Source organism: Streptomyces sp. BK022, from assembly GCF_004217355.1.
In the GTDB taxonomy this organism is placed as follows: Bacteria; Actinomycetota; Actinomycetes; order Streptomycetales; family Streptomycetaceae; genus Streptomyces; species Streptomyces griseoluteus.
Map to the genome: position 1 here is coordinate 41,305 of NZ_SHKU01000006.1, position 24,370 is coordinate 65,674.

At 72.2% G+C, this 24,370-nt stretch carries 20 protein-coding genes, 4 tRNA genes and 1 other RNA gene; 12 read left to right on the top strand and 13 right to left on the bottom strand.

The window, feature by feature from the left end:
• Window positions 1–59: 59 nt before the first annotated feature.
• Entirely contained in the window at window positions 60–1,154 is a 1,095-nt protein-coding gene (locus EV284_RS23910) for a Glu/Leu/Phe/Val dehydrogenase dimerization domain-containing protein (protein WP_130337573.1), read from the top strand.
• 345 nt (window positions 1,155–1,499) lie between these two features.
• Window positions 1,500–1,751: a DUF3073 domain-containing protein gene (locus EV284_RS23915; RefSeq protein ID WP_030816885.1), complete on the top strand. Its 252-nt coding sequence runs from the start codon at window positions 1,500–1,502 to the stop codon at window positions 1,749–1,751.
• Window positions 1,752–1,841: 90 nt separating this feature from the next.
• Here the strand turns inward: EV284_RS23915 and purM are convergent, their stop codons facing one another.
• The 7 genes from purM to purS all read right to left on the bottom strand — a co-directional run bounded on the left by purM (window position 1,842) and on the right by purS (window position 9,212).
• The gene (purM, locus tag EV284_RS23920) at window positions 1,842–2,912 is read right to left on the bottom strand and encodes a phosphoribosylformylglycinamidine cyclo-ligase (RefSeq protein ID WP_130337575.1); all 1,071 of its coding nucleotides are present in this window, start codon (window positions 2,910–2,912) and stop codon (window positions 1,842–1,844) included.
• A gap of 42 nt (window positions 2,913–2,954) precedes the next feature.
• Window positions 2,955–4,484 (bottom strand): amidophosphoribosyltransferase, encoded by a 1,530-nt coding sequence (gene purF, locus EV284_RS23925; RefSeq protein ID WP_130337577.1) that lies wholly within the window; start codon window positions 4,482–4,484, stop codon window positions 2,955–2,957.
• Between the two features lie 200 nt (window positions 4,485–4,684).
• Entirely contained in the window at window positions 4,685–5,125 is a 441-nt protein-coding gene (locus EV284_RS23930; protein ID WP_242625806.1) for an META domain-containing protein, read from the bottom strand.
• 58 nt (window positions 5,126–5,183) lie between these two features.
• The gene (locus EV284_RS23935; RefSeq protein ID WP_130337581.1) at window positions 5,184–5,939 is read right to left on the bottom strand and encodes a sterol carrier family protein; all 756 of its coding nucleotides are present in this window, start codon (window positions 5,937–5,939) and stop codon (window positions 5,184–5,186) included.
• A gap of 59 nt (window positions 5,940–5,998) precedes the next feature.
• Entirely contained in the window at window positions 5,999–8,275 is a 2,277-nt protein-coding gene (gene purL, locus EV284_RS23940) for a phosphoribosylformylglycinamidine synthase subunit PurL (RefSeq protein ID WP_130337583.1), read from the bottom strand.
• Window positions 8,272–8,952 carry a phosphoribosylformylglycinamidine synthase subunit PurQ gene (purQ, locus tag EV284_RS23945; protein ID WP_130337585.1) on the bottom strand — a complete coding sequence of 227 codons (681 nt, stop codon included), beginning with the start codon at window positions 8,950–8,952 and terminating at the stop codon, window positions 8,272–8,274. The genes purL and purQ overlap by 4 nt, the downstream gene beginning before the upstream one ends.
• Window positions 8,949–9,212: a phosphoribosylformylglycinamidine synthase subunit PurS gene (gene purS, locus EV284_RS23950; protein WP_130337587.1), complete on the bottom strand. Its 264-nt coding sequence runs from the start codon at window positions 9,210–9,212 to the stop codon at window positions 8,949–8,951. The genes purQ and purS overlap by 4 nt, the downstream gene beginning before the upstream one ends.
• Before the next feature lie 314 nt (window positions 9,213–9,526).
• Here purS and EV284_RS23955 point away from each other — a divergent pair, with 314 nt between their 5' ends.
• From EV284_RS23955 to EV284_RS23990, 8 genes are all read left to right on the top strand, one after another.
• Entirely contained in the window at window positions 9,527–9,844 is a 318-nt protein-coding gene (locus EV284_RS23955; RefSeq protein WP_030816899.1) for an Lsr2 family protein, read from the top strand.
• A gap of 156 nt (window positions 9,845–10,000) precedes the next feature.
• A tRNA-Gly gene (locus tag EV284_RS23960) sits at window positions 10,001–10,072 on the top strand.
• A 79-nt stretch (window positions 10,073–10,151) separates the two neighbouring features.
• Window positions 10,152–10,224: transfer RNA gene (locus EV284_RS23965), tRNA-Gly, on the top strand.
• Window positions 10,225–10,348: 124 nt separating this feature from the next.
• Complete coding sequence (locus EV284_RS23970; protein ID WP_130337589.1) at window positions 10,349–11,287, top strand: ABC transporter ATP-binding protein; 939 nt, start codon at window positions 10,349–10,351, stop codon at window positions 11,285–11,287.
• Window positions 11,284–12,078 (top strand): ABC transporter permease, encoded by a 795-nt coding sequence (locus tag EV284_RS23975; RefSeq protein ID WP_130337591.1) that lies wholly within the window; start codon window positions 11,284–11,286, stop codon window positions 12,076–12,078. Before EV284_RS23970 ends, EV284_RS23975 begins: the two co-directional genes overlap by 4 nt.
• A gap of 17 nt (window positions 12,079–12,095) precedes the next feature.
• Window positions 12,096–13,373 carry a histidine kinase gene (locus EV284_RS23980; protein ID WP_242625807.1) on the top strand — a complete coding sequence of 426 codons (1,278 nt, stop codon included), beginning with the start codon at window positions 12,096–12,098 and terminating at the stop codon, window positions 13,371–13,373.
• Entirely contained in the window at window positions 13,370–13,984 is a 615-nt protein-coding gene (locus EV284_RS23985; RefSeq protein WP_130337593.1) for a response regulator transcription factor, read from the top strand. The genes EV284_RS23980 and EV284_RS23985 overlap by 4 nt, the downstream gene beginning before the upstream one ends.
• A gap of 23 nt (window positions 13,985–14,007) precedes the next feature.
• A tRNA-Gly gene (locus EV284_RS23990) sits at window positions 14,008–14,083 on the top strand.
• Between the two features lie 42 nt (window positions 14,084–14,125).
• Here the strand turns inward: EV284_RS23990 and EV284_RS23995 are convergent.
• The 6 genes from EV284_RS23995 to ffs all read right to left on the bottom strand — a co-directional run bounded on the left by EV284_RS23995 (window position 14,126) and on the right by ffs (window position 23,196).
• A complete protein-coding gene (locus EV284_RS23995; protein ID WP_130337595.1) occupies window positions 14,126–15,025 on the bottom strand; it encodes a phosphoribosylaminoimidazolesuccinocarboxamide synthase in 900 nt (299 codons plus the stop codon).
• A gap of 70 nt (window positions 15,026–15,095) precedes the next feature.
• Window positions 15,096–16,601 carry a N,N-dimethylformamidase beta subunit family domain-containing protein gene (locus tag EV284_RS24000; RefSeq protein WP_130337597.1) on the bottom strand — a complete coding sequence of 502 codons (1,506 nt, stop codon included), beginning with the start codon at window positions 16,599–16,601 and terminating at the stop codon, window positions 15,096–15,098.
• 295 nt (window positions 16,602–16,896) lie between these two features.
• A complete protein-coding gene (locus EV284_RS24005) occupies window positions 16,897–18,714 on the bottom strand; it encodes a hypothetical protein (RefSeq protein ID WP_130337599.1) in 1,818 nt (605 codons plus the stop codon).
• Window positions 18,715–18,979: 265 nt separating this feature from the next.
• A complete protein-coding gene (purD, locus tag EV284_RS24010; protein ID WP_130337601.1) occupies window positions 18,980–20,245 on the bottom strand; it encodes a phosphoribosylamine--glycine ligase in 1,266 nt (421 codons plus the stop codon).
• A 498-nt stretch (window positions 20,246–20,743) separates the two neighbouring features.
• Window positions 20,744–22,960 carry a DNA polymerase III subunit gamma and tau gene (locus EV284_RS24015; protein WP_130337603.1) on the bottom strand — a complete coding sequence of 739 codons (2,217 nt, stop codon included), beginning with the start codon at window positions 22,958–22,960 and terminating at the stop codon, window positions 20,744–20,746.
• Window positions 22,961–23,099: 139 nt separating this feature from the next.
• Window positions 23,100–23,196: signal recognition particle sRNA small type (gene ffs, locus EV284_RS24020), an RNA gene on the bottom strand.
• 72 nt (window positions 23,197–23,268) lie between these two features.
• Here ffs and EV284_RS24025 point away from each other — a divergent pair.
• Window positions 23,269–23,356, top strand: a tRNA-Ser gene (locus EV284_RS24025).
• 385 nt (window positions 23,357–23,741) lie between these two features.
• Entirely contained in the window at window positions 23,742–24,275 is a 534-nt protein-coding gene (locus EV284_RS24030) for a hypothetical protein (RefSeq protein ID WP_130337605.1), read from the top strand.
• Window positions 24,276–24,370: the final 95 nt, after the last annotated feature.

Genomic DNA, 24,370 nt, shown 5'->3' on the forward strand with positions numbered 1-24,370 from the left:
TGGGGGAACCCCCAGGGGCTCCGGCCCCGCCCGCCGCTTCTTCCACAGGAGTCACCACAGTGACCGAGGTAACCGGCGTCACCGCAGATGTCCTGCACACCCTGTTCCACTCGGACCAGGGCGGCCATGAGCAGGTCGTGCTCTGCCAGGACCGCGCCACCGGCCTGAAGGCCGTCATCGCCATCCACTCCACCGCCCTGGGCCCCGCGCTCGGCGGCACCCGCTTCCACCCGTACCCGAACGAGGCGGCGGCCGTGGCCGACGCGCTCCAGCTCGCGCGCGGGATGTCGTACAAGAACGCCATGGCCGGGCTCGACCACGGCGGCGGCAAGGCCGTGATCATCGGCGACCCCGCGCGGGACCGCACGGAGGAGCTGCTGCTCGCCTACGGCCGCATGGTCGCCTCGCTCGGCGGCCGCTACGTCACCGCGTGCGACGTCGGCACCTATGTCGCCGACATGGACGTGGTGGCCCGCGAGTGCCGCTGGACCACCGGCCGCTCCCCCGAGCAGGGCGGCGCCGGCGACTCCTCGGTGCTCACCGCCTTCGGCGTCTACCAGGGCATGCGCGCCTCCGCCCAGCACCTGTGGGGCGACCCCTCGCTGCGGGACCGGCTGGTCGGCATCGCGGGCGTCGGCAAGGTCGGCCGGCATCTGGTCGGGCATCTGCTCGCGGAGGGCGCCCGGGTCGTGGTGACCGACGTCCGCGGCGAGGCCGTGGACCGGATCGTCGAGGCCCACCCCGCCGTGCGCCGGGTCGCGGACACCGAGACGCTGATCCGGCTGGAGGGGCTCGACATCTACGCCCCCTGCGCGCTCGGCGGGGCGCTGGACGACCACACGGTGCCGGCGCTCACCGCCTCCGTGGTGTGCGGCGCCGCCAACAACCAGCTCGCCCACCCCGGCGTGGAGAAGGACCTTGAGGACCGGGGCATCCTCTACGCGCCGGACTACGTGGTGAACGCCGGCGGGGTCATCCAGGTCGCCGACGAGCTGCACGGCTTCGACTTCGAGCGGTGCCGGGCGAAGGCGGCGAAGATCTTCGACACCACGCTGTCGATCTTCGCACGTGCGAAGTCGGACGGGGTCCCGCCCGCCGCGGCGGCCGACCGGATCGCCGAGCAGCGGATGGCCGACGCGCGCGCCTCGCGCTGACCGACACGCCGGGGGAACGCGAACCCGGCGATCTTGTCCCGCCCGCCTGCGGGTGGGCGCCCGAGGCCCCCGGCGGTACCCGCCGGGGGCAACTTGGAGAGAACTGTCACTTCCGTCGGCGGGTCGTACCCCGATAAGTGGTTAAAATCGCCATTGACCAGCGAGGACAGGGCTCCTCGTGGGTCCTGTGCACACGCGCGTGCTGCGGGCGACGTACCGTATGGGCGCGGGCTCAGGTACCGTGGAAGCCCTACGGACCGGCCTCTCTGCGGGGAGTCCGTTTCGGATCATGAACGCGTGTCAGACTCTGGGGCCGTTGAGCCCCGTCACCGAGGGGGTCGAGCCATGGGGCGCGGCCGGGCCAAGGCCAAGCAGACGAAGGTCGCCCGCCAGCTGAAGTACAACAGCGGTGGGACTGATCTGTCGCGTCTGGCCAGTGAACTGGGCGCATCGACTTCGAACCAGCCGCCGAACAGCGAGCCGTTCGAAGACGATGAGGACGATGAGGAAGACCTCTACTCCCGTTACGCCGACCTCTATGAGGACGACGACGAGGACGAGGACGACGGTCCCTCACAGCACCGTCGCGGCGCTTGACCTTGCACTGAGCATGAACAGCGGAAGACCGGTCGGTGGCACTGCCACCGACCGGCTTCTGTGCTGTCCGGAGACCGGCCGGCGGCCGCGCTAGACCGCGTAGTCGCCGACGAGACCGGCGGCGCTCTCCTGCTCGCCGCGCTCCGCGATCGTGCCGGCCACCCACGCCTCGACACCCCGGTCGGCCAGCGTGGTCAGCGCCGCCTCGGCGGACTCCGCGGGGACGACGGCCATCATGCCGACGCCCATGTTCAGCGTCTTCTCCAGCTCCAGCCGGGCCACGTCGCCGCTGCGGCCGACCAGGTCGAAGACCGGGCCCGGCGTCCACGTGGAGCGGTCCACGGTGGCGTACAGCCCGTCCGGGATCACGCGGGCCAGGTTGGCCGCGAGGCCGCCGCCGGTGATGTGCGAGAAGGCGTGCACCTCGGTGGTGCGGGTCAGCGCCAGGCAGTCCAGGGAGTAGATCTTCGTGGGCTCCAGCAGCTCCTCGCCGAGCGTCCGGCCCAGCTCCGCGATCTCGCTCTCCAGCGCCAGCCCGGCCCGCTCCAGCAGGACGTGGCGGACCAGGGAGTACCCGTTGGAGTGAAGCCCGGAGGACGCCATGGCGATCACCACGTCACCGGAGCGGATGCGGTCGGGGCCCAGCAGCCGGTCGGCCTCCACCACGCCGGTGCCGGCGCCGGCCACGTCGAAGTCGTCCGGGCCGAGCAGACCGGGGTGCTCGGCGGTCTCGCCGCCCACCAGGGCGCACCCGGCGAGGACACAGCCCTCCGCGATGCCCTTCACGATCGCGGCGACCCGCTCGGGGTGGACCTTGCCGACACAGATGTAGTCGGTCATGAACAGCGGCTCGGCGCCGCACACCACGATGTCGTCCATGACCATGGCGACCAGGTCGTGTCCGATGGTGTCGTAGACGCCGAGACGGCGGGCGATGTCGACCTTGGTGCCGACCCCGTCCGTGGCGGAGGCCAGCAGCGGGCGCTCGTAGCGCTTGAGGGCGGAGGCGTCGAAGAGGCCGGCGAAGCCGCCGATGCCGCCGAGGACCTCGGGGCGGCGGGTCTTCCTCACCCACTCCTTCATCAGCTCGACGGCGCGGTCGCCCGCCTCGATGTCGACGCCCGCGCTCGCGTAGCTGGCGCCCGTGGTCTCAGAGGACATGCTTGAGAGAACTTTCCTGTCGTACGGCTCGGACGGCGCAGCTCAGGGACGCCGGATGGCGTCGGCCGCGGCAGTGGTGGCGGGCCCGGCCGCCAGCTCGGTCTCCAGCAGCTGCTTGCCGAGCAGCTCGGGGTCGGGCAGGTCCATCGGGTACTCACCGTCGAAACAGGCGCGGCACAGGTCCGGCTTGGCGATGGTGGTCGCCTCGATCATGCCGTCGATGGAGATGTAGGCGAGCGAGTCGGCGCCCAGGCTGGTGCCGATCTCCTCGATCGTCATGCCGTTGGCGATCAGCTCGGCGCGGGTGGCGAAGTCGATGCCGAAGAAGCAGGGCCACTTCACCGGGGGCGAGGAGATCCGGATGTGGACCTCGGCGGCGCCCGCCTCGCGCAGCATGCGGACCAGGGCCCGCTGGGTGTTGCCGCGCACGATGGAGTCGTCCACGACGACCAGGCGCTTGCCCTTGATGACTTCCTTGAGCGGGTTCAGCTTCAGCCGGATGCCGAGCTGGCGGATCGTCTGCGAGGGCTGGATGAAGGTCCGGCCGACGTAGGCGTTCTTCACCAGGCCGTTGCCGAAGGGGATGCCGGACGCCTCGGCGTACCCGATCGCGGCCGGGGTGCCGGACTCCGGCGTCGCTATGACCAGGTCGGCCTCGGCGGGCGCCTCCTTGGCCAGGCGGCGGCCCATCTCGACGCGGGACAGATACACGTTCCGGCCGGCGATGTCGGTGTCCGGGCGGGCCAGGTACACGTACTCGAAGACACAGCCCTTGGGCTTCGCTTCCGCGAAGCGGGAGGTGCGCAGGCCGTTCTCGTCGATGGCGATGAACTCGCCCGGCTCGATCTCCCGGACGTAGGACGCGCCGCAGATGTCGAGCGCGGCGGACTCGGAGGCGACCACCCAGCCGCGCTCCAGCCGGCCGAGGACCAGCGGGCGGATGCCCTGCGGGTCACGGGCGGCGTACAGGGTGTGCTCGTCCATGAAGACGAGGCTGAAGGCGCCCCTGACCTCGGGGAGCACCGCGTGGGCGGCCTCCTCGATGGTCAGCGGCTTGCCGTCCTTGTCGACCTGCGCGGCCAGGAGCGCCGTCAGCAGGTCGGTGTCGTTGGTGGCCGCGACCCGGGTGGAGCGGCCGTTGGTGTCCTTGGGCAGGTCGGCGACCATCTCCGCCAGCTGGGCGGTGTTGACCAGGTTGCCGTTGTGGCCGAGCGCGATCGAACCGTGCGCGGTGGCGCGGAACGTCGGCTGGGCGTTCTCCCACACGGAGGCTCCGGTGGTCGAGTAGCGGGCGTGACCGACCGCGATATGACCCTGGAGCGAACCGAGCGAGGTTTCGTCGAAGACCTGGGAGACCAGGCCCATGTCCTTGAAGACGAGGATCTGGGAGCCATTGCTGACCGCGATTCCCGCGGATTCCTGACCCCGGTGCTGGAGGGCGTAGAGCCCGAAGTACGTGAGCTTTGCGACCTCTTCACCCGGCGCCCAGACACCGAAGACGCCGCAAGCGTCCTGGGGGCCTTTTTCGCCGGGAAGCAGATCGTGATTGAGTCGACCGTCACCACGTGGCACGTTTCCGAGTGTAGGCGAGGCCGACCGCTGGGCCGAATTGGGGATATGTGGCCCCCGCCGAACCCGGACTCGCGATCACTTTGGCGGATTCTACGTTTGCGCAGGTCAGAGAGGTGACCCCGCTCCGGGTCGGGGGTGTCCGCAGCTCAGGTGAGCGCTTCCGGAGCCTCTGGGGGCCGTCCTGAGTGAGTTGTCGCACATCATTCGGACCCGCTCGGCGTGAGCTGGACGCGCTCGCCGCCGCCCGTGGTGAGGGTGAGCGCGCCGTCGTCGGTACGGGCGGTCAGCGCACCGGAGTTGAGGGCGCGGGTCAGCGCGCGTTCGAAGGTCATCCGGGGTGCGTCGCAGGCCATGCGGGTCGTGCGCAGGGTGCCGAAGTCGATCCGGCCCCCGTCGATGGTGGTGGGCGCGGAGAAGGTGTTGCAGCCGAGGTTGCCGGTCGCGCGGCCGTCGTCGTCGATGCGGATGCGGGCGGCCGCGGGGGCGCGGTGCGTGGTGTCGCCCTCGGTGACGCTGTCCACCCGCCAGGCGGTGCCGGCGAGCTTCGGCGCCGGGGCCACCGAGCCGCTGCCGGTGTCGGCGCTGTCGTTCCCACAGGCCACCGCGAGCGGTACGAGCGCGGCGGCCACGGTCAGTGTCATGCGCTGCGTGTGCCGGTCCATACCCCTGCGACGCGCGCGGCGCAGCCAGGGTTCCCCGCTATCCGCCGAGTGGCAGCAGCCCGGAGAGGTCGGCGCGTTCCCCGCTGGCGCTCACCTCGGCCCGCGCGACGGCGTCCGCCCAGGCCAGGCGGCCGGTGGCGAGGCGGACCCAGGTGAGCGGGCCGGTCTCGACCACGTTGGGCGGCGTTCCCCGTGTGTGTCTCGGCCCCTCGACGCACTGCACCACCGCGTACGGCGGCACCCGCACCTCGGTGGAGCCGCCGGGTGCCTTCACGGCGAGGGCGTCGGCGAGCAGCCGGGTCGCCGCGGCCAGGGCGTGCCGGTCCAGCGGAACCTCGAGTCCGGGCACCGCGCCGGACAGGTCGTCGGCGGCGAGGACCAGCTCGACGGCCCGGGTGACCAGGTACTCGTTGAGCGGCAGCACCCCGGCACCGGTGTCCACCAGCGGGCTGCCCGGATGGTCGGCCAGCAGGGCCCGCAGATCGTCCTCGGCGGCGCCGAGATCGAGCGGCACGGGGGTGAAGGCGACGGCCCTGCCGAGCGGCCACTCCGCGAGCGGCAGCGTCTGCTTGAACCGGGCCGGCCGCTCCACCGCCTGCCGCACGGCGACGACGGACGCGGCGACCTGCGCGGCCAGGTCCCGCACGGTCATCCCCTCCCGCCGCGTGGACAGGGCGAGTTCACCGGGATCGAGCCCCTCCACGGCCTCCCGCACCGCGCCGAGCTGCGCGAGCACGGCGGCACGGGTCCGGAGGGGGTCGTACTTGCGGGCACGCTTCTTGGCCGGAGGCATGGAGCGACCCTATGCCGGGACGGCCCCCGCCCGGTTGGGGCGGAGGCCGTCCGCGGTGGTCACGCCAGCAGCGCCGGGATCGTGTTCTCGTGCGCCTCGCGCAGCTCGGCCAGGGAGAGGGTGAACTCGCCCTGGATGTCGATCACCGCGTTCGCGTCGGACTCGGCGCCGTCGACGACACCGATACGCGTGGCCGGGAGGCCCCGCGCGCCGCACATGTCGGTGAAGCGCAGCTCCTCCGAGCGCGGCACGGCGACGAGCGCGCGGCCCGCCGACTCCGACAGGAGGAAGGTGAACGCGTCCAGACCGTCCGGGACGATCAGCCGCGCGCCCTTCTCCCCGAGCAGCGCCGACTCGACCACGGCCTGGATCAGACCGCCGTCGGAGAGGTCGTGCGCGGAGTCGATCATGCCGTCGCGGGAGGCGGAGATCAGGATCTCGGCCAGCAGCCGCTCCCGCTCCAGGTCGACCTTCGGGGGCAGCCCGCCGAGATGGTCGTGGACGACCTGGGACCAGGCCGAGCCGCCGAACTCCTCGGAGGTGTCGCCCAGCAGGTAGAGGAGCTGGCCCTCCTCCTGGAAGGCGACCGGGGTGCGCCGGGCCACGTCGTCGATGACGCCGAGGACCGCGACCACCGGGGTCGGGTGGATGGCGGCCTCACCGGTCTGGTTGTACAGCGAGACGTTGCCGCCGGTCACCGGGGTGCCGAGCTGGAGGCAGCCGTCCGCCAGACCGCGCACGGCCTCCGCGAACTGCCACATCACGGCCGGGTCCTCGGGCGAGCCGAAGTTCAGGCAGTCGGAGACGGCGAGCGGCTTGGCACCGGTCGTCGCCACGTTCCGGTACGCCTCGGCCAGCGCGAGCTGCGCCCCGGTGTAGGGGTCGAGCTTGGCGTAGCGGCCGTTGCCGTCGGTGGCGATCGCGACGCCGAGGCCGGTCTCCTCGTCCACGCGGATCATGCCGGAGTCCTCCGGCTGGGCGAGGACGGTGTTGCCCTGCACGAAGTGGTCGTACTGCGAGGTGATCCACTTCTTCGACGCCTGGTTGGGCGACGCGACCAGCTTCAGGACCTGCTCGCGCAGTTCCCCGGCGGTGGCCGGGCGGGGCAGCTTGTTCGCGTCGTCGGCCTGGAGGGCGTCCTGCCAGTCGGGGCGGGCGTAGGGACGCTCGTAGACCGGGCCGTCGTGGGCGACCGTGCGCGGGTCGACGTCGACGATCTTCTCCCCGTGCCAGAAGATCTCCAGCCGGTCGCCGTCGGTGACCTCACCGATGACGGTGGCGATGACGTCCCACTTCTCGCAGATCTCCAGGAAGCGGTCGACCTTCTCCGGCTCGACCACCGCGCACATGCGTTCCTGCGACTCGCTCATGAGGATCTCCTCGGGCGAGAGCGTGGAGTCGCGCAGCGGTACGTCGTCCAGGGTGACGCTCATGCCTCCGGAGCCGTTGGAGGCCAGCTCGCTCGTCGCGCAGGACAGGCCCGCCGCACCGAGGTCCTGGATGCCGACGACGAGCTTCTCCCGGAACGCCTCCAGGGTGCACTCGATGAGGAGCTTCTCCTGGAAGGGGTCGCCGACCTGCACCGCGGGGCGCTTGGAGGGCTTGGCGTCGTCGAAGGTCTCCGAGGCGAGGATCGACGCGCCGCCGATGCCGTCGCCGCCGGTGCGGGCGCCGTAGAGGATGACCTTGTTGCCGGCGCCGGACGCCTTGGCCAGGTGGATGTCCTCGTGCCGCATGACGCCGATGGCACCGGCGTTGACCAGCGGGTTGCCCTGGTAGCAGGCGTCGAAGACGACCTCACCGCCGATGTTGGGCAGACCCAGGCAGTTGCCGTAGCCGCCGATGCCGGCGACCACGCCGGGCAGCACGCGCTTGGTGTCGGGGTGGTCCGCGGCGCCGAAGCGCAGCGGGTCCACGACCGCGACCGGGCGGGCGCCCATCGCGATGATGTCGCGGACGATGCCGCCGACGCCCGTGGCCGCGCCCTGGTAGGGCTCGACGTAGGAGGGGTGGTTGTGCGACTCGACCTTGAAGGTGACCGCGTAACCCTGGCCGACGTCCACCACACCGGCGTTCTCACCGATGCCGACGAGCATGGCGTCCGAGTGGGGCGCCTTCTCGCCGAACTGGCGCAGGTGGACCTTGGAGGACTTGTACGAGCAGTGCTCGGACCACATGACCGAGTACATGGCGAGTTCGGCGCCGGTCGGGCGGCGGCCGAGGATCTCGACCACGCGCTCGTACTCGTCCTTCTTCAGGCCCAGTTCGGCCCAGGGCAGCTCGACGTCGGGGGTCGCGGCCGCGTTGTCGACCGTGTCCAGAGGCGTCCGGCTCATGCGTTGACCAGCTTCTTCAGGATCGAGGTGAAGAACGGGAGGCCATCGGTGCGGCCGGTTCCGATCAGCGGCTCGACGGCGTGCTCGGGGTGCGGCATGAGGCCGACCACGTTCCCGGCCTCGTTGGTGATGCCGGCGATGTCGCGCAGCGAGCCGTTGGGGTTGACGTCCAGGTAGCGGAAGACGACCCGGCCCTCCGCCTCCAGCTTGTCGAGCGTGTACTCGTCGGCGACGTACCGGCCGTCCATGTTCTTCAGCGGGATGTGGATCTCCTGGCCCTGGCGGTAGTCGCCGGTCCAGGCCGTCCCCGCGTTCTCCACCCGCAGCTTCTGGTCGCGGCAGATGAAGTGGAGGTGGTCGTTGCCGAGCATCCCGCCGGGCAGCAGGTGCGCCTCGGTGAGGACCTGGAAGCCGTTGCAGATACCGAGGACCGGAAGGCCGGCCTTCGCCTGCTCGATGACGGACTCCATCACCGGCGAGAAGCGGGAGATCGCCCCGGCGCGCAGATAGTCGCCGTAGGAGAAACCGCCGGGCAGCACCACGGCGTCGACCTGCCCCAGGTCCTTGTCCTTGTGCCAGAGGGCCACGGGTTCGGCGCCGGCGAGGGTGATCGCGCGCCGGGTGTCACGGTCGTCGAGACTTCCCGGAAATGTGACGACACCAATACGAGCGGTCACTCGGCGGCCCCCGCCACTTCCTCCACCTTCACGGTGAAGTCTTCGATCACGGTGTTGGCGAGGAAGGATTCCGCCAGCTCATGGATGCGGGCGAGCGCGGCCTCGTCGACCGGCCCCTCCACTTCCAGCTCGAATCGCTTTCCCTGACGGACGTCCGAGATCCCCGCGAAACCCAGGCGCGGCAGCGCACGCTGGACCGCCTGGCCCTGGGGGTCGAGGATCTCCGGCTTGAGCATGACGTCGACTACGACGCGTGCCACTGGCACTCCCGGTGTGTGGTGCTGAGCAGGTTCCTTCAGACTACCCGTACAAAATTTCTACGCGGGTAGAGTTGGAGGTTTCTACGTGAGCGGCGTCACGATCGGGTGTCGAAGACCGGCCCCGGCGAAAATTTCTGGGAAAGTTCTGCGGGCCACTGGCGATGCCTATTGAGTCCGGACACGCGGAGGTATTCAGTAGGGCTTCCCATTTCATTGGCGCGCACTGTACAAATGAATTGGCAATAGCCGATACTCGGCACGTCATTGCCGGCTGAAGACCGGTACCGACGTGCCGCACGAAGGGACCGATATCCGTGGCGCAAAAGGTCGTGGTCACGCTCTTCGACGACATCGACGGCTCGGAAGCGGCGGAAACGATCGCCTTCGGACTCGACGGCAAGTCGTACGAGATCGACCTGAACGAAACCAACGCCAAGAAACTGCGCAAGGCGCTCGCGCCCTACGTGGAGGCCGGCCGCAAGCGCGCCCGGTCCGGCAAGGCGTACCGGCAGACCGAGGTCGCCCCCGACCCGTCGGCCATCCGCGCCTGGGCCCAGGCGAACAAGATGGACGTGCCCGCCCGCGGCCGTATCCCCAAGAAGGTCTACGAGGCGTTCAGCGAGGCCCGCTGAGCCCGTAGGGCCTCACCCCCCGGGGCCTGGACCCGGCGCGCTGAGACTCGTTCACCTGCCCCCGCACGGACCCGACTTGCGCAACCCCCCTGCTGATCGGCTAATGTCTGGCTCACGCCGAGGGGCAAGGCCGAGAGGCCGAAACCCACGGAGCGTGCGGGTGTAGTTCAGTAGTAGAACACCCCCCTTCCAGGGGGGAGGCGCAGTGTGCGATTCCTGTCACCCGCTCTGGCACCGGTCATGACCATCCTTTTGGATCAGGTAGGCTGGTGCTCGCACCGATCGGTGGGAGCCGGTCGGGAGCAGTGCGGACGTAGCTCAGTTGGTAGAGCGCAACCTTGCCAAGGTTGAGGTCGCGAGTTCGAGCCTCGTCGTCCGCTCAGCGAAAAGGCCCCGGTCTTCGGACCGGGGCCTTTTGCATGCCGTCGTGAGGCTGACATTTGTCATGCGGGCCGATGACATCGCGCACTGCCCGGCCGCCCGGAACGCCGGGACGCTGAGGTCATGGACAGCAACCCACACGACCCTGTGATCGAGGTCACCGGCCTGCGGCGGGTCTACGGCTCCGGATTCGAGGCCGTACGCGGCATCACCTTCTCCGTGGCCCGCGCCGAGATCTTCGCCCTGCTCGGCACCAACGGTGCGGGGAAGACCTCCACCGTCGAACTGCTGGAGGGCCTCGCGGCACCGGCCGGGGGCCGGGTGCGGGTGCTCGGGCACGATCCCCACGCCGAGCGGGCCGCCGTACGGCCGCGCACCGGCGTCATGCTGCAGGAGGGCGGCTTCCCCTCCGACCTGACCGTCGCCGAGACCGCGCGCATGTGGGCGCGGTGCACCAGCGGTGCCCGACCCGAGGCGGAGGCCCTGGGCCGGGTCGGCCTCACCGGGCGGAGCGGCGTACGCGTCAAGCAGTTGTCCGGTGGTGAGCGGCGGCGGCTTGATCTGGCGCTCGCGCTGCTCGGCGACCCCGAAGTGCTGTTCCTGGACGAGCCGACGACCGGGCTGGACGCCGAAGGGCGACGGGACACCTGGGAGTTGGTGCGCTCGCTGCGCGACGAGGGCACCACCGTGCTGCTCACCACGCACTACCTGGAGGAGGCGGAGGACCTGGCCGACCGGCTGGCGATCCTGCACGAGGGCCGCATCGCCGCCTCCGGCACCCCCGCCGAGGTCACCGCGGACCGCCCGGCCGGCATCTCCTTCCGGCTGCCCACGGGGTACTTCGCCGGCGACCTGCCCCCGCTGGCCGAACTCGGCGTCTGCGCCCACGAGATCAGCGGCCGCACCGTCCGGCTCAGCACCCGCGAGCTCCAGCGGACGGCCACCGGGGTGCTCGCCTGGGCGGAGCGGTCCGGGGTCGAACTGCACGGTCTGGACATGCGGTCGGCATCACTGGAGGAGGCGTTCCTCCAGATCGCCGGGGAGCGGGAGGCGGCGGCATGAGCGCGGTGACCCTGTCGGCGGGAGCGGTGAGCGGATCGCTGCGGCGCCTGAGAGCGCTGGCCCGCGCCGAACTCACCCTGCTCGGGCGGAACAAGGGCGTGATGTTCACGGCGCTGGTCGTGCCGCTCACCCTGCCCTTCACCGCACGGCAGGCCATCGGCAGCCTGGAGCTGGAGAGACTCGGCCTGACCGCCGGTACGGTGATGCTCCCGGCCGCCGTCGGCTTCACCTTCCTCTTCGCCGTGTACACCTCTCTGGTCAACGCCTACGTGGCCCGCCGTGAGGAACTCGTCCTCAAGCGGCTGCGGACCGGCGAACTCTCCGACGCCGAGATCCTCACCGGCACAGCGCTGCCCGCCCTGGCCCTCGGGCTGGCCCAGGCGCTCCTGCTCTGCGGGGGCTGCGCGGCCCTGCTGCACGTCGGGCCTCCCAGGGCACCGCACCTGGCGCTGCTCGGACTGCTCGCCGGGCTGGTCACCAGCGCCGCCCTGGCCGCGCTGACCTCCGCCTTCACCCGGAGCACGGAGAGTGCCCAGGTGACCGCGCTGCCGGTGGTGTTCGCCTCGATGCTCGGCTCCGGCATCATGTTCCCGACCGAGGCCATGCCCGACCGGCTCGCCCGCCTCTGCGAGTTCCTCCCGCTCTCCCCGGCCGTCCGCCTGGTCCGCGGCGGCTGGACCGGCCACCTGAGCGCGTACGAGGCTCTGGGTGCCTCGGCGGCGGCGCTGGCCTGGGCGGCCGTGGCAGTGTTCGCCGCGCGGCGCCGGTTCCGCTGGGAACCGCGCCGCTGACACGGAGGGGGAGCCTGGTGCTGGAGGAGGAGACCGCGAGCCGCGCGGGAACCCGGAGCCGTGGCCTGGGCCGGGTGCGCGCCCTGCGCGAGCGGCACTGGCGGGTGCGGAGCAAGGCGGAGCGGGTCGAGCTGACCACCCTCGGCATGTGGCACGTGACGCCGTGGCTGCTGTCGGTGAGCTGGCTGCTGACGCCCCTGATGGGCGGGGTGCGGCACCGGCCGGTGCCGCTGGCGCTCGGCGCGCTGCTCCTCGTGGTGGGCGCCGCGCAGTGTGCGGCGGCCGACCGGCTGACCCGGCCCGCGCTCGACCAGTACCTCGGCCGGGCCCCGCTGCCCGGCCGGGCGCTCCGGGCCCCGGTGGCGCTCCTGTGTACCGCTCTCGCGCTGATCGTGGCGCTGACCGCGGTGGACGGCGTCGAGAGCTGGACGGCCCGCCTCGCCGTGGGCGCGGTGCTGATGGCGTTCGGGCAGCCCTACGCGCTGCTGGTGCCGATCGCGGTCTATCTGCGCCGGGCCGGGGCGCTCACCGTGGTGCTGGTCGCCGCGCTCGGGCTGGCCCGGCCGGACGACGGTGCCGGGGTCCTGGGCGTCGGGCTCACCGTCGCCTTCGCCGTCGTGCTCGCGCTGGGTGCCGGACGCACCGGCGCGTGGACGCTGTCGGTGCTGTGGGAGGCCGAGCGGGCGCGCGACGTCCAGGCGCGCCTCGCGGTCGCGGAGGAACGGCTGCGGTTCGGGCGGGACCTGCACGACGTCCTGGGCCGGAACCTGTCGGTGATCTCCCTGAAGAGCGAGCTGGCCGTCCAGTTGGCCCGGCGCGGCCGGCCGGAGGCGGTGGAGCAGATGATCGAGGTCCAGCGCATCGCCCAGGAGTCGCAGCGCGAGGTGCGCGAGGTCGTACGCGGCTACCGGGAGGCCGATCTGACCGCCGAACTGGCGGGAGCGAAGGGTGTGTTGGGTGCCGCCGGGATCGAGTGGGCGCTGCGTGCCGAGGACGCGGTGCTGCCGGTGCCGGTGCAGTCCGCGCTGGCGTGGGTGGTACGCGAGGCGGCCACCAACGTGCTGCGGCACGGGGACGCGCGGCACTGCGCGGTGGAACTGGTGACGGGGAAGGACCATGTCGTGCTGACGGTGGAGAACGACGGCGCCGGCGGACCGGGCGGCAGCGGCGGTTCCGGTCTGGCCGGGCTGCGGGAACGGCTGGCCGCTGTCGGGGGCACGCTGACGGCGGGCCCCGCGGGCGAGGACCGGTTCCGGCTCCAGGCGCGGGTACCGATGAGTGAGGTGACCGCGTGAGCGGGCCGGTACGGCTGCTGCTCGCCGACGACGAGCATCTGATCCGGGGCGCGCTGGCCGCCCTGCTCTCCCTGGAGGACGATCTGGCCGTCGTCGCGGAGGCGGCGAGCGGACCCGAGGCGCTGGCGATGGCGCGGGCCCACACCCCGGACGTGGCGGTGTTGGACCTCCAGATGCCGGGCGCCGACGGTGTGAGGGTCGCCACAGCCCTGCGGGCCGAACTGCCCGGCTGCCAGGTGCTGATCGTGACCGGGCACGGGCGGCCGGGCCACCTGAAGCGCGCGCTCGCGGCCGGGGTGCGGGGGTTCGTGCCGAAGACGCTCAGCGCCGGACGCCTCGCCGAGATCATCCGCACCGTGCACGCCGGAAACCGCTACATCGACCCCGAGTTGGCCGCCGACGCGATCTCCGCCGGCGACTCCCCGCTGACCGCGCGGGAGGCCGAGGTGCTGGAACTGGCGGCCGACGGGGCGCCGGTCGCGGAGATCGCCGAGCGGGCCGCGCTCACCCCGGGGACGGTGCGGAACTACCTCTCATCGGCCGTCACCAAGCTGGGCGCGGAGAACCGGCACACCGCGGCGCGTCTCGCACGCGACCGGGGTTGGGTATAGTTGGCTCCGCGCCACGGCGCACTGCGGACGTAGCTCAGTTGGTAGAGCGCAACCTTGCCAAGGTTGAGGTCGCGAGTTCGAGCCTCGTCGTCCGCTCCATGAAGAAGCCCCCCGGTTCTCACCGGGGGGCTTCTTCGTGTCCTAGGACCAGCGAGTGCCGGTCAGGCGCTCGTACGCCTCGATGTACTTGGCGCGGGTGGCCTCCACCACCTGCCCGGGCAGCGCGGGCGGGGGCTGCTCGCTCTTCCGGTCCCAGCCGGACTCGGGGCCGGTCAGCCAGTCCCGCACGAACTGCTTGTCGTACGACGGCTGGGCGTGCCCGGGCTCCCAGGTGTCGGCCGGCCAGAAGCGCGACGAGTCGGGGGTGAGCACCTCGTCGGCGAGGACCAGGGTGCCGTCGTCGAAGCCGAACTCGAACTTGGTGTCCGCCAGCACGATCCCCCGCTCACGGGCGATGTCGCGGGCTCGGCCGTACACCGCGAGGGTGAGCTGGCGGAGCTGGGCGGCGGTCTCCGCGCCGACCTGGCGGGCCACCTCCTCGTAACTCACGTTCTCGTCGTGCTCGCCGACCTCGGCCTTGGTGGCCGGGGTGAAGATCGGGCCGGGCAGCTCCGAGCCGTCCACCAGCCCCTCGGGCAGCGCGAGCCCGCAGACCGTACGCGACTCCCGGTACTCCGCGAGGCCCGAGCCGGTCAGGTAACCGCGCGCCACGGCCTCCACCGGGACCATGTCCAGCGACTTGCAGACCAGGGTGCGGCCCGCCCAGTCGGCCGGGGCGCCCTCGGGCAGCTCGGTGCCGATGACGTGGTTGGGGGCCAGGTCGCGGAGCTGGTCGAACCACCACAGGGACAACTGGGTCAGCACCCGGCCCTTGTCGGGGATCTCGGTGGGCAGCACCCAGTCGTACGCGGAGATGCGGTCGCTGGCGACCATCACGAGGTCGCCCGCCTCGTCGCGGTACAGATCGCGCACCTTGCCGGTGTGCAGGTGCACCAGACCCGGAACCTGGATCGGCTCGGGCTTTTCTACGAATCCGGACACGGTTCCTCCCCGTGGTTCTGTCCAACTGCCTCGATTCTCCCGTATGCCGGAGACCGGGCGCGTGGCAGGGTCAGTCCCGCTTGCAGATACGGTCCAGCAGGTTGGCGGTGGCGCGCTGGACGCGGGCGTCCACATGGCCCGGCCGGTCCAGCGCGGGTGACCAGGCGAAGGTGCCGGAGGCGAAGACCCAGGCGCCGGAGGGGGCGCGGTACAGGGAGGTCTCCTGGTGGCGCCGGACGCCCTCGCCGTCGGTGTAGGGGGAGTGCGCGAGCAGCACGCGCTCCTCGTGCTCGGGCAGGGCGGTGCGCGGGAAGTACCGGTCGGCCTCGCCCGCGACCAGGCCCGCGATCTCGTCGCCCTCCTGGGCGCCGGTGGCGTCCCACAGCCAGTGCCCGGCGTTGCGGACGATCAGCGGATGCGGCTCGGGCACCCGGCCCGCGTACTGGATGCCGATCACCTGCTGTTCGGGGCGGTCGATCTCCCGCCACAGCACCGGCTTTCCGGGGCCCTTGCGCTTGCGGCAGGTCAGCAGCCGGTCCGGCACCCCGGACGCGGAGGGGGACAACTCCACCTGCCAGTACATGGTGTTGGCCGACAGGAAGACCAGCGAGGTCCCCCGGTCGCGGGCCTCCTCCACCGCCCGCCGCATCGGCGCCGACCAGTACTCGTCGTGGCCGGGGAAGACCAGGCCCCGGTACCGGGTGGGGTCGATCCGCCCGGCGTGCAGATCGCGGGCGTCGGCATAGGCGAGGTCGTAGCCGTAGCGCTCGGCCCAGCGGATGAAGTCGTAGGCGTGGCCCACGTGCAGGGGGAGGCCCGCACCGGCGTAGGGGCGGTCGAAGGAGACCGTGGTGGCGGCGTCGGCCTCGCCGAGCAGGGAGCCCTCCTCGTCCCAGGCGTGGTAGAGGCTGGCCCCGGTACGGCCGTCCTCGGGATAGAGGTTGTACGCCTGCCAGGTGACGTCCGGGAGTAGCAGGAGCAGGTCGGCGGGCTCGTCGTCGCGGACCGTGAAGGGCACGTGGGAGCGGTAGCCGTCCGCGGTGGTGAGGACCGCGACGTACGCCCCGACCCGCCACTCGGCGGGCACCTGCAGGCGCCAGGACAGCCACCAGTGGTGGCAGGAGACCGTACGGTCGGCGGCGAGCGGCGCGGACTGGACGATGCCGGAGAGCCGGGGGCTGGTGGTGATCTTCGCGGCGCCGTGCCCGGCGTAGTGGCCGATCCGGTAGATGTCGACGCTGAACTCCTGCGGCGGGTCGACCGTGATGTGGAAGTCGATCGCCTCGCCGGGCGCGACCGCGCCGGTGGACGCGAACCCCTTGATCTGGCGGCCCACGTCGTCGGCCGAGCGCGGGCCGGGGCCGGCCGAACGGGGCGCCGGGACGCGCGCGCCGGGCCGGCGGGACCGGGCGGTGGCCGGCTGGATGGGGTCGACGTACCAGGGCACCACGTGTCCGGTGTCGTCGAAGTAGGTCTCACTGCCGCGCAGCCAGGGCACCGGGCCTAGGCCGAAGGGATCGGTGACGGCGTGCGCGAGCGCTCCGGACTCCCACCGGCGGATGTGCTCCGAGGTCATGGACGCCCCCTCCCTCGTGTCCCCCGTTGCCAAGATGGCGTTGTCTGTGGTGCCAGGACCGGAACCCGGTGTCGTCGCCTGCCGTCTCGGGTGTGCTCGGTGCGCCGGATCGCTCGGCCGTGCGGGCGTGTGTCGTATGCCCGTGCCATGTGCGTGTCGGTCCCAGCACATCACATAACGCACGACTCCGGTCACTGTTCGTTGTGAATTGGCCTGAAGTGGAAGGGGCTGCTCCGTTACACCGGTGGACGGCCGGGACTCCTGGTACCCGGTGACGACTTCTGTGCCGCTTGGCTCAGACCAGCCGGACCGGCTTCTCCGGCCGTATCCCGGACTCGGCCAGCCAGGCGCGGAGCGGGACCGGATCGCCCTCCTCGATCAGGCTGAGCACCTTGGGAGTGAGGTCGGCGGCGCGCTCGCCGTCCAGCAGCAGGGTGGGGCCGTCCAGCCAGTCCAGGCCGGGGGCGGCTCCGGCGGTGTCGACGGCGGCGCAGCAGATCATCGCGGTGATGTGCGCGGCGAGCAGTTCGCGTCCGGTGCGCGGGGGCTGGAGCGGGAACAGCGGCAGGTCGCCGTCCTCCCAGAGCGCGCTGTCGGGGCCCTGGGCCCTCGCGCCCTGCGGTACGGCGCTCTCCTCGCGCTCCTCGCGGGCGAGGGCCGCGCTGAGGCCGGCCGCGAGGAGGGCACTGCGCTCGGTGGCGGGATCGGGGTCGGCGTCCGCGCCGTCGGGGGTGCTTGCGCTCGCTTCGTCGTCTTCGCCGACTTCGCCGTTTTCGTTGTCGAGGGGAGCGGTGGGCGCCGGGACCGTGGGGGCGGTGCCGGCGACGGGCTCGGTGAGGTGGTCCAGGACGCGGGCGAGGGTCGGGCCGCCGGGGTCGGGGGTGGCCGGGTCCAGGCTGGGGCTGACGCCCAGGGAGTCCAGTACCCGGTGCAGCCGGGCCGCCTCCGCGCGCCAGGTGCGGTCCACGACCTCCTCCGGGTACGCCTGCCAGTCCACCGGCGCCCAGCTCGGGCCCGACTCCGCCGGGCCCCCGTGGAAGAGGCGGGCGGTGAGCAGGGAGACCGCCTCGTCCACCACGCCGGGCTCCTCCAGCAGATCGCAGGCCGGGCGCTCGCCGAGCCGGGCGGCGAAGCCGTCGGCCAGCCGGTCGCGCCGGGACAGCTCGGTCAGCGCGGCGGCCACGCCCACGTCCAGCCGGGACGGCCAGCGGCCCATCCGCCAGGCGGGCAGCGCCACCTTGGTCAGCAGCCGGTCCCAGCCCGCGTAGGCCAGGCCCACCTGCTCCTGGGCGGCGATCCGGGGGCCGTAGTCGACCGCCTGGGCGCGCTCGGCGGCGGCCGTGGCGACCCCGCGCTCCATCAGCGCGGCATGCTCACGGCAGCCGCGCAGCAGCAGCCGGGCGACCCGGCCGAGGGCCGCGTACACCCCACGGGTCAGCGGGCCGCGGCCCGGCGCGTCGGCCACGGCCACCGCCGCGTCCAGACCGCGCACGAAGCGGCGGGCGGCGGCTATGTCGGGCTGCGCCGACGGGCCGGTACCGGCGACGACCGGGGCGAGCACCGCGCGCAGTTCCGCGACCCGCATCCACCACAGGAAGGGCGACCCGATCACCAGCACCGGCGCCGGGACGGCAGGACGCCGCTCCGGGCGCGCGCCGGGGACCACCGGCTCGTCATGCGCGCGGGTGACGGGCGGGGCGTGCGCCGGGTGCGTACGGTCCTCGAGCCAGCTGTCGCAGTCCGGGGTGAGCGCTATCGCGGAGGGCGCGGGCACGTCCAGCCGGTCGGCCAGGTCGCGCACCATCCGGTACAGGTCGGGGGCGGAGCGCTCGGACACCGCGACCGTGGGGCTCGCCGCGGGGCGCGCGCGGGCCACGACCAGGGCGATGCCGCCGGCCGCCAGCAGCACCAGCACCGCGAGGACGCCCACCACCCAGCGGGCCGTGTCCCAGCCCTGGCCGGTGAACTGGCCGGTGGCCGCGCCGGTCAGCAGGATCACCTCGGCGGCCGCGGGCAGCAGCGCCACGGCCAGCGCCCTGCTGCGCACCCGCAGCACGGCCAGCGCGCGCGAACGCGCGGCCCTGGCGCCCAGCTCCCCACCGGTTCCGGTCATGCGCGACCCTCACCCCCTGCCTGCCGATCGCGTGCTGTCCTGGCGGTGCCCACTCCCCCACTGTGGCACCCGTCACTGACATCGCAATGCCGGTGGGCCAAGTGCCGGACCGCTTGCGCCGCACCATAGTTGGGGCCCCGGCCCCCGTCAGCCGGATGGCGCATTGCTCACTCGATGGAATGGCCTTGGTCAGAGCTGGGTGACAGACGGCAAAGGTCAGGCCCCGGATTTCGGGGTCCGGGGCCTGGGGTGGGGAAAGGGACTCCTACGCCACGGTCGTGGCCGTCCCGGCCGCCTTCGCCGCGATGTCGGTGCGGTGGTGCGAGCCGTCGAGACCGATCCGGGCCACCGCGCGGTACGCCCGCTCGCGGGCCTCGACGAGGTCCTCACCGGTCGCCGTGACGGACAGCACGCGACCGCCCGCGCTGACGACGGTGTCCGCGTCCTGCCTCGTCCCGGCGTGCAGGACGTAGGCGTGCGGGGCGTCCTCGGCGGCCACCTCGGCCAGGCCGGTGATCGGGTCGCCGGTGCGAGGGGTGCCGGGGTAGTTGTGCGAGGCGACGACCACGGTGACGGCCGCGTCCTCGCTCCAGCGCAGCGGCTCCAGGTCGGCGAGGGTGCCGTTGGCGGAGGCGAGGAGGAGGGAGGCGAGCGGGCTCTTCAGGCGGGCCAGCACGACCTGGGTCTCCGGGTCGCCGAAGCGGGCGTTGAACTCGATGACCCGTACCCCGCGCGAAGTGATCGCGAGCCCCGCGTACAGCAGGCCGGAGAAGGGGGTGCCGCGCCTGCGCAGCTCGTCCACGGTCGGCTGGAGCACGGTGCGCAGCACGTCGTCCACCAGCTCCGGATCGGCCCACGGCAGCGGGGAGTACGCGCCCATGCCACCGGTGTTGGGGCCCTCGTCGCCGTCGAGCGCGCGCTTGAAGTCCTGCGCGGGCTGGAGCGGTACGACCGTCTCGCCGTCCGTCACCGCGAAGAGCGAGACCTCGGGGCCGTCGAGGAACTCCTCGATCACCACCCGCTCGCACCCGGCCGCGTGCGCCTTGGCCTCCTCGACGTCCGAGGTGACGACGACGCCCTTGCCCGCGGCCAGCCCGTCGTCCTTCACGACGTACGGCGCCCCGAAGGCGGCCAGCGCCTCGGCGACCTCGTCGGGGGTGGTGCAGACGTACGAGCGCGCGGTGGGCACGCCGGCCGCGGCCATGACGTCCTTCGCGAACGCCTTGGAGCCTTCCAGCACGGCGGCCTCGCGGGACGGGCCGAACACCGGGAACCCCGCCTCGCGCACGGCGTCGGCGACGCCCGCGACCAGCGGGGCCTCCGGGCCGATCACGACCAGGCCGGCCTCCAGCTCCGTGGCCAGCGCCGCGACAGCCTTGCCGTCGAGCGCGTCCACCTGGTGCTGCCGGGCCACCTCGGCGATGCCCGCGTTCCCGGGCGCGCAGTGCACTTCGGTGACGTCGGGGTCTAGGGACAGAGAGCGGCACAGGGCGTGTTCGCGGGCGCCGCCGCCGATGACGAGGACCTTCACGCGGGTCAGCTTATCGGCTGGGTTGCCGAAGGCTGGGGGGTGGGGAAGTTGTAGGAACCTACGAGGGGGGTGGTGGGGGGCGGGCGCCCTGAGTTGGGGGCGCGGGGGTTCGTTGGCTGGGTGCGGGTGGGTGGTGGCTGGGCGCGCAGTTCCCCGCGCCCCTGGGGTGGGTGCGGTGGGAGCAGGCCGGAAGGCCGGGCCCGCTCACTCGCCGAGGCACGCCTTGAGGGTGGGCGGCCGCGGGTGGGTGGTGCTGGGCGCGCAGTTCCCCGCGCCTCTGGGGTGGCATGGCGGAAGTAGGCGGTGAGGCAGCGGACGGCCCCTCTTGACCTGGCCCGCACCCACCTCAGGGGCGCGGGGAACTGCGCGACCGGCCACGACGGGCCGTCAGCCGCCTCCGCGCCCCGCACAGCCGCGAGGTGCGGAGGCAGGACATCGCAGCCCACTCCAGCCGCACCCACCTCCGTCCGCCGGCCGGATGCGCCGCGCGCACTCGTGCTACTGGTCGTGGGAGAACTCGTCCAGGACCGTGGCGCCCAGTTCGCGGACGATCAGATCGCGGCCGGAGAGAGCGGATTCGTCGAGGTCGGGGTCGTCGTCCTCGGGGGTGTCGTCCTCGAGGGAGACGGAAGGCGGCTCGGGGGCCGGTGGCCTCGGCGCCGGGGCCGGCTGGGAGCTCTGGGACGGGGCACTCTGCTGAGGAGCCGCGGGGCGGGCGGGGGCCGGAGCGCCGTAGCCGCCCGCGCCACCCCCTCCGCCGAAGCCGGGCGCGCCTCCCGAGGGCGGAGGAGCCGAGCCGCCGCCGGACGGGTCGATGACCGCCTCGATCTTCCACTGGACGTTGAACTGCTCGGCCAGCGCCTGCCGGAGTACCTCCTCGCTGCCGCTGGCGGAGAAGTTGTCTCGGGCACCGGCGCTGGCGAAGCCGAGCTGGAGGGTGGTGCCGTCGAAACCGGTCACCTGGGCGTTCTGGCTGAGCAGAATCCAGGTGAAACGGCGACGGTTCTTGACGGCCTCCAGGATGTTCGGCCAGAGCATGCGGGGGTCGAGCCCACCGGAAGGGGTGGGCGCGGGCGCGGGAGCAGCGGGCGCGGGGGCAGCGGGCTGCTGGGGCCGGCTCGGGGCCTGCGGCCGGCTGGGCGGGGTCTGCTGCTGCGGCTGGCTCGGTCCCTGGCCCGCCGGGGTGGCGGTGGGCCACGCGCCGGAGCGCCGGCCGCCACCGGCCGGAGCGGCGGTGGGCCAGGCGCCGGGAGCAGCCGGAGCGGCGGGGGCGGCTTCCGGCGCAGGTGCCGGGGCGGCAGCGGGCGGCGGGGCGGACGCGGGGGCCTGCGCCGCAGGGGCAGGCGCAGGGGCAGGGGCAGGCGTACTGGCAGGGGCAGGCGTAGGGGCAGGCGCTGTGGCCCCGCCGGGTCCCACGGGGTTCCGTACAGCCGCACGCGCGGCAGCCGGGCCCCCGCCGGACGGCGCAGGACTCTCGACCGGAGCCGCCGCACCAGGGTGCGCCTCGGGCCCGGGCACGTACTGCATGGCGGGCGCACCCGTACCCGCCGAGAAGTTCACGCCCCGCTCGATGCGGTCGAGGCGGGCCATGACGGACCGCTCGTCCCCGTACGCGGCGGGAAGCATCACGCGCGCGCAGATGAGTTCGAGCTGGAGACGGGGCGAGTTGGCGCCGCGCATCTCGGTGAGGCCCTGGTTGACGAGGTCGGCGGCGCGGCTCAGCTCGGCGGCGCCGAAGATCTCGGCCTGGGCCTGCATGCGCTCGATCACGTCGGCGGGGGCGTCGATGAGCCCCTTGTCGGCGGCGTCGGGCACGGCGGCGAGGATCACCAGGTCGCGCAGCCGCTCCAGCAGGTCGGCGACGAAGCGGCGGGGGTCGTTGCCACCCTCGATGACATGGTCCACGACCTCGAAGGCCGCGGCCCCGTCCCCCGTGGCGAAGGCTTCGACCACGGAGTCGAGGAGGGACCCGTCGGTGTAGCCGAGCAGGGAGGTGGCCATGGGGTACGTCACACCGTCCGCGGCGGCACCCGCGAGGAGCTGGTCCATGACGGACATGGAGTCACGCACGGACCCCTGGCCCGCGCGCACCACCAGCGGCAGCACGCCCTCCGCGACCGGGATGTCCTCCTTCTGGCACACCTCGCCGAGGTACTCGCGCAGGGTGCCGGGGGGGACGAGCCGGAAGGGATAGTGGTGCGTACGCGAGCGGATGGTCCCGATGACCTTCTCGGGCTCGGTGGTGGCGAAGATGAACTTGAGGTGCTCCGGCGGCTCCTCGACGACCTTCAGCAGCGCGTTGAAGCCCGCCGACGTGACCATGTGGGCCTCGTCGATGATGTAGATCTTGTACCGGCTGCCTGCGGGGCCGAAGAACGCCTTCTCCCGCAGCTCACGGGCGTCGTCCACACCACCGTGGGAGGCGGCGTCGATCTCGATGACGTCGATCGAACCGGGTCCGTTGCGTGCGAGGTCGCGGCAGGACTGGCACTCGCCGCAGGGGGTGGGGGTGGGACCCTGCTCGCAGTTGAGACAACGGGCCAGGATGCGGGCACTGGTCGTCTTGCCGCAGCCGCGCGGCCCGCTGAACAGGTACGCGTGATTGACCCGGTTGTTCCGCAGCGCCTGCTGCAGCGGGTCGGTTACGTGCTCCTGCCCGATGACCTCGGCAAAGGTCTCCGGACGATAGCGGCGGTACAAGGCGAGAGACGACACGCGTACGAGGTTATAGGCGCCCACGGACATCCGGACTCGACGCGGACTCCGGCGCAGGTCAGCGGCCTGGGCATCTCCCGCGCACCCGTAGGTCCACCCGGGGCATCCGGACCGGCCGCGATCCCTCCGCACCCGGAAACGCAAGGGCCCCCCACGCACCCGCCAGAGCCAACCTACCCTTGCTGCCTTCCGGCCCTGGGGGAGTTCAGTCAGATAGCGCCGCGTGAGGGGCTGCGCAAAGAGTACCTGATCCGGGGGCGGGGGGACGAGTTCGCGACCACTCCTTCCGGTCATGTAATGTCTCCCTCGGAGGATTCGCCTAGAGGCCTAGGGCGCACGCTTGGAAAGCGTGTTGGGGGCAACCCCTCACGAGTTCGAATCTCGTATCCTCCGCCAGTGCCTCACCGGGCACGATGTCGATGGGCCTCACTGTTCGCAGTGGGGCCCTTCGACGTGCGTGGTTGCAGTTTTGGTTGCAGTTGGCGTCATCGGCCAGGCGCCAGCATGGCTCCCCCTTCGCGCCTTCACGTTGCACCTAACGAAGGCTGACCGCCACTGCGCGGCGGCGAGCTCGGCACCGCTTCGAGGAGCAGCGCACCAGGAGGCAGCGTCGCTATACTCCGCCGGTAGCGGCGCCTCGTGCGCGCCCGCTTCCGAGCTACAGACGCGCCCACACCGCCAGTAGCGACGAGGACAAGGGTCACCGACTCGCACGAGGTTGTTTGCCCAGGTCAACCGTGGTGCGACGGCGTGTGTGGGGCTCCGTCAGCGAGGACACACGATGACCAGAGACCGCGTCCGCAAGCAGGAAATCCGAGCCCGGATGGCTCAGACAGGCGAGCCGTACAGCGAAGCCCGACGGCAACTGGTTGCAGAGATCACGGCCTATTGCCAACAGTGCGGCCAAGAGGTCGCTTCCGGCGAGGGGGAGCTGTCGCTCAGCAGGGGCGAGCACGCGAGGGCGCAGGAAGCCCGCGAGGCATTCGAGCGCGAGCGGCGGGAGCTGATCGCCGCTGCCAAACCCGACGACTTCAGAGCCCTCAGCATCAATCCACGCGACATTCCACCCCGCGCCCAGTGGGTGGTTCATCACTATCGGTGTCGTCCGGCAGAGCACTGGGACGGATACGGGTTCGAGGTAGGGCGCCTGCGGACCTACCGCGAGCTGATGGGCGTGATCATTCATCTGGCTGACAAGGGCTACTTCGAGCACACCGATCTGCGGACAGTCCTGGCTGAGATGCACTACGCGGAGCCGTGGGGGGCGGATGAGCAGAAACGGCGCTTCCGGTCGGTCCACCCCGCAGAGCTTTGACAGCGAGCCCCACCGACGGTGCCCTCTGATCTTGACGGGCTGGGTGAGGAAGCCTGCGGGCTGAACGTGGAGCGTGGCCGAACCATTCGGTTGGT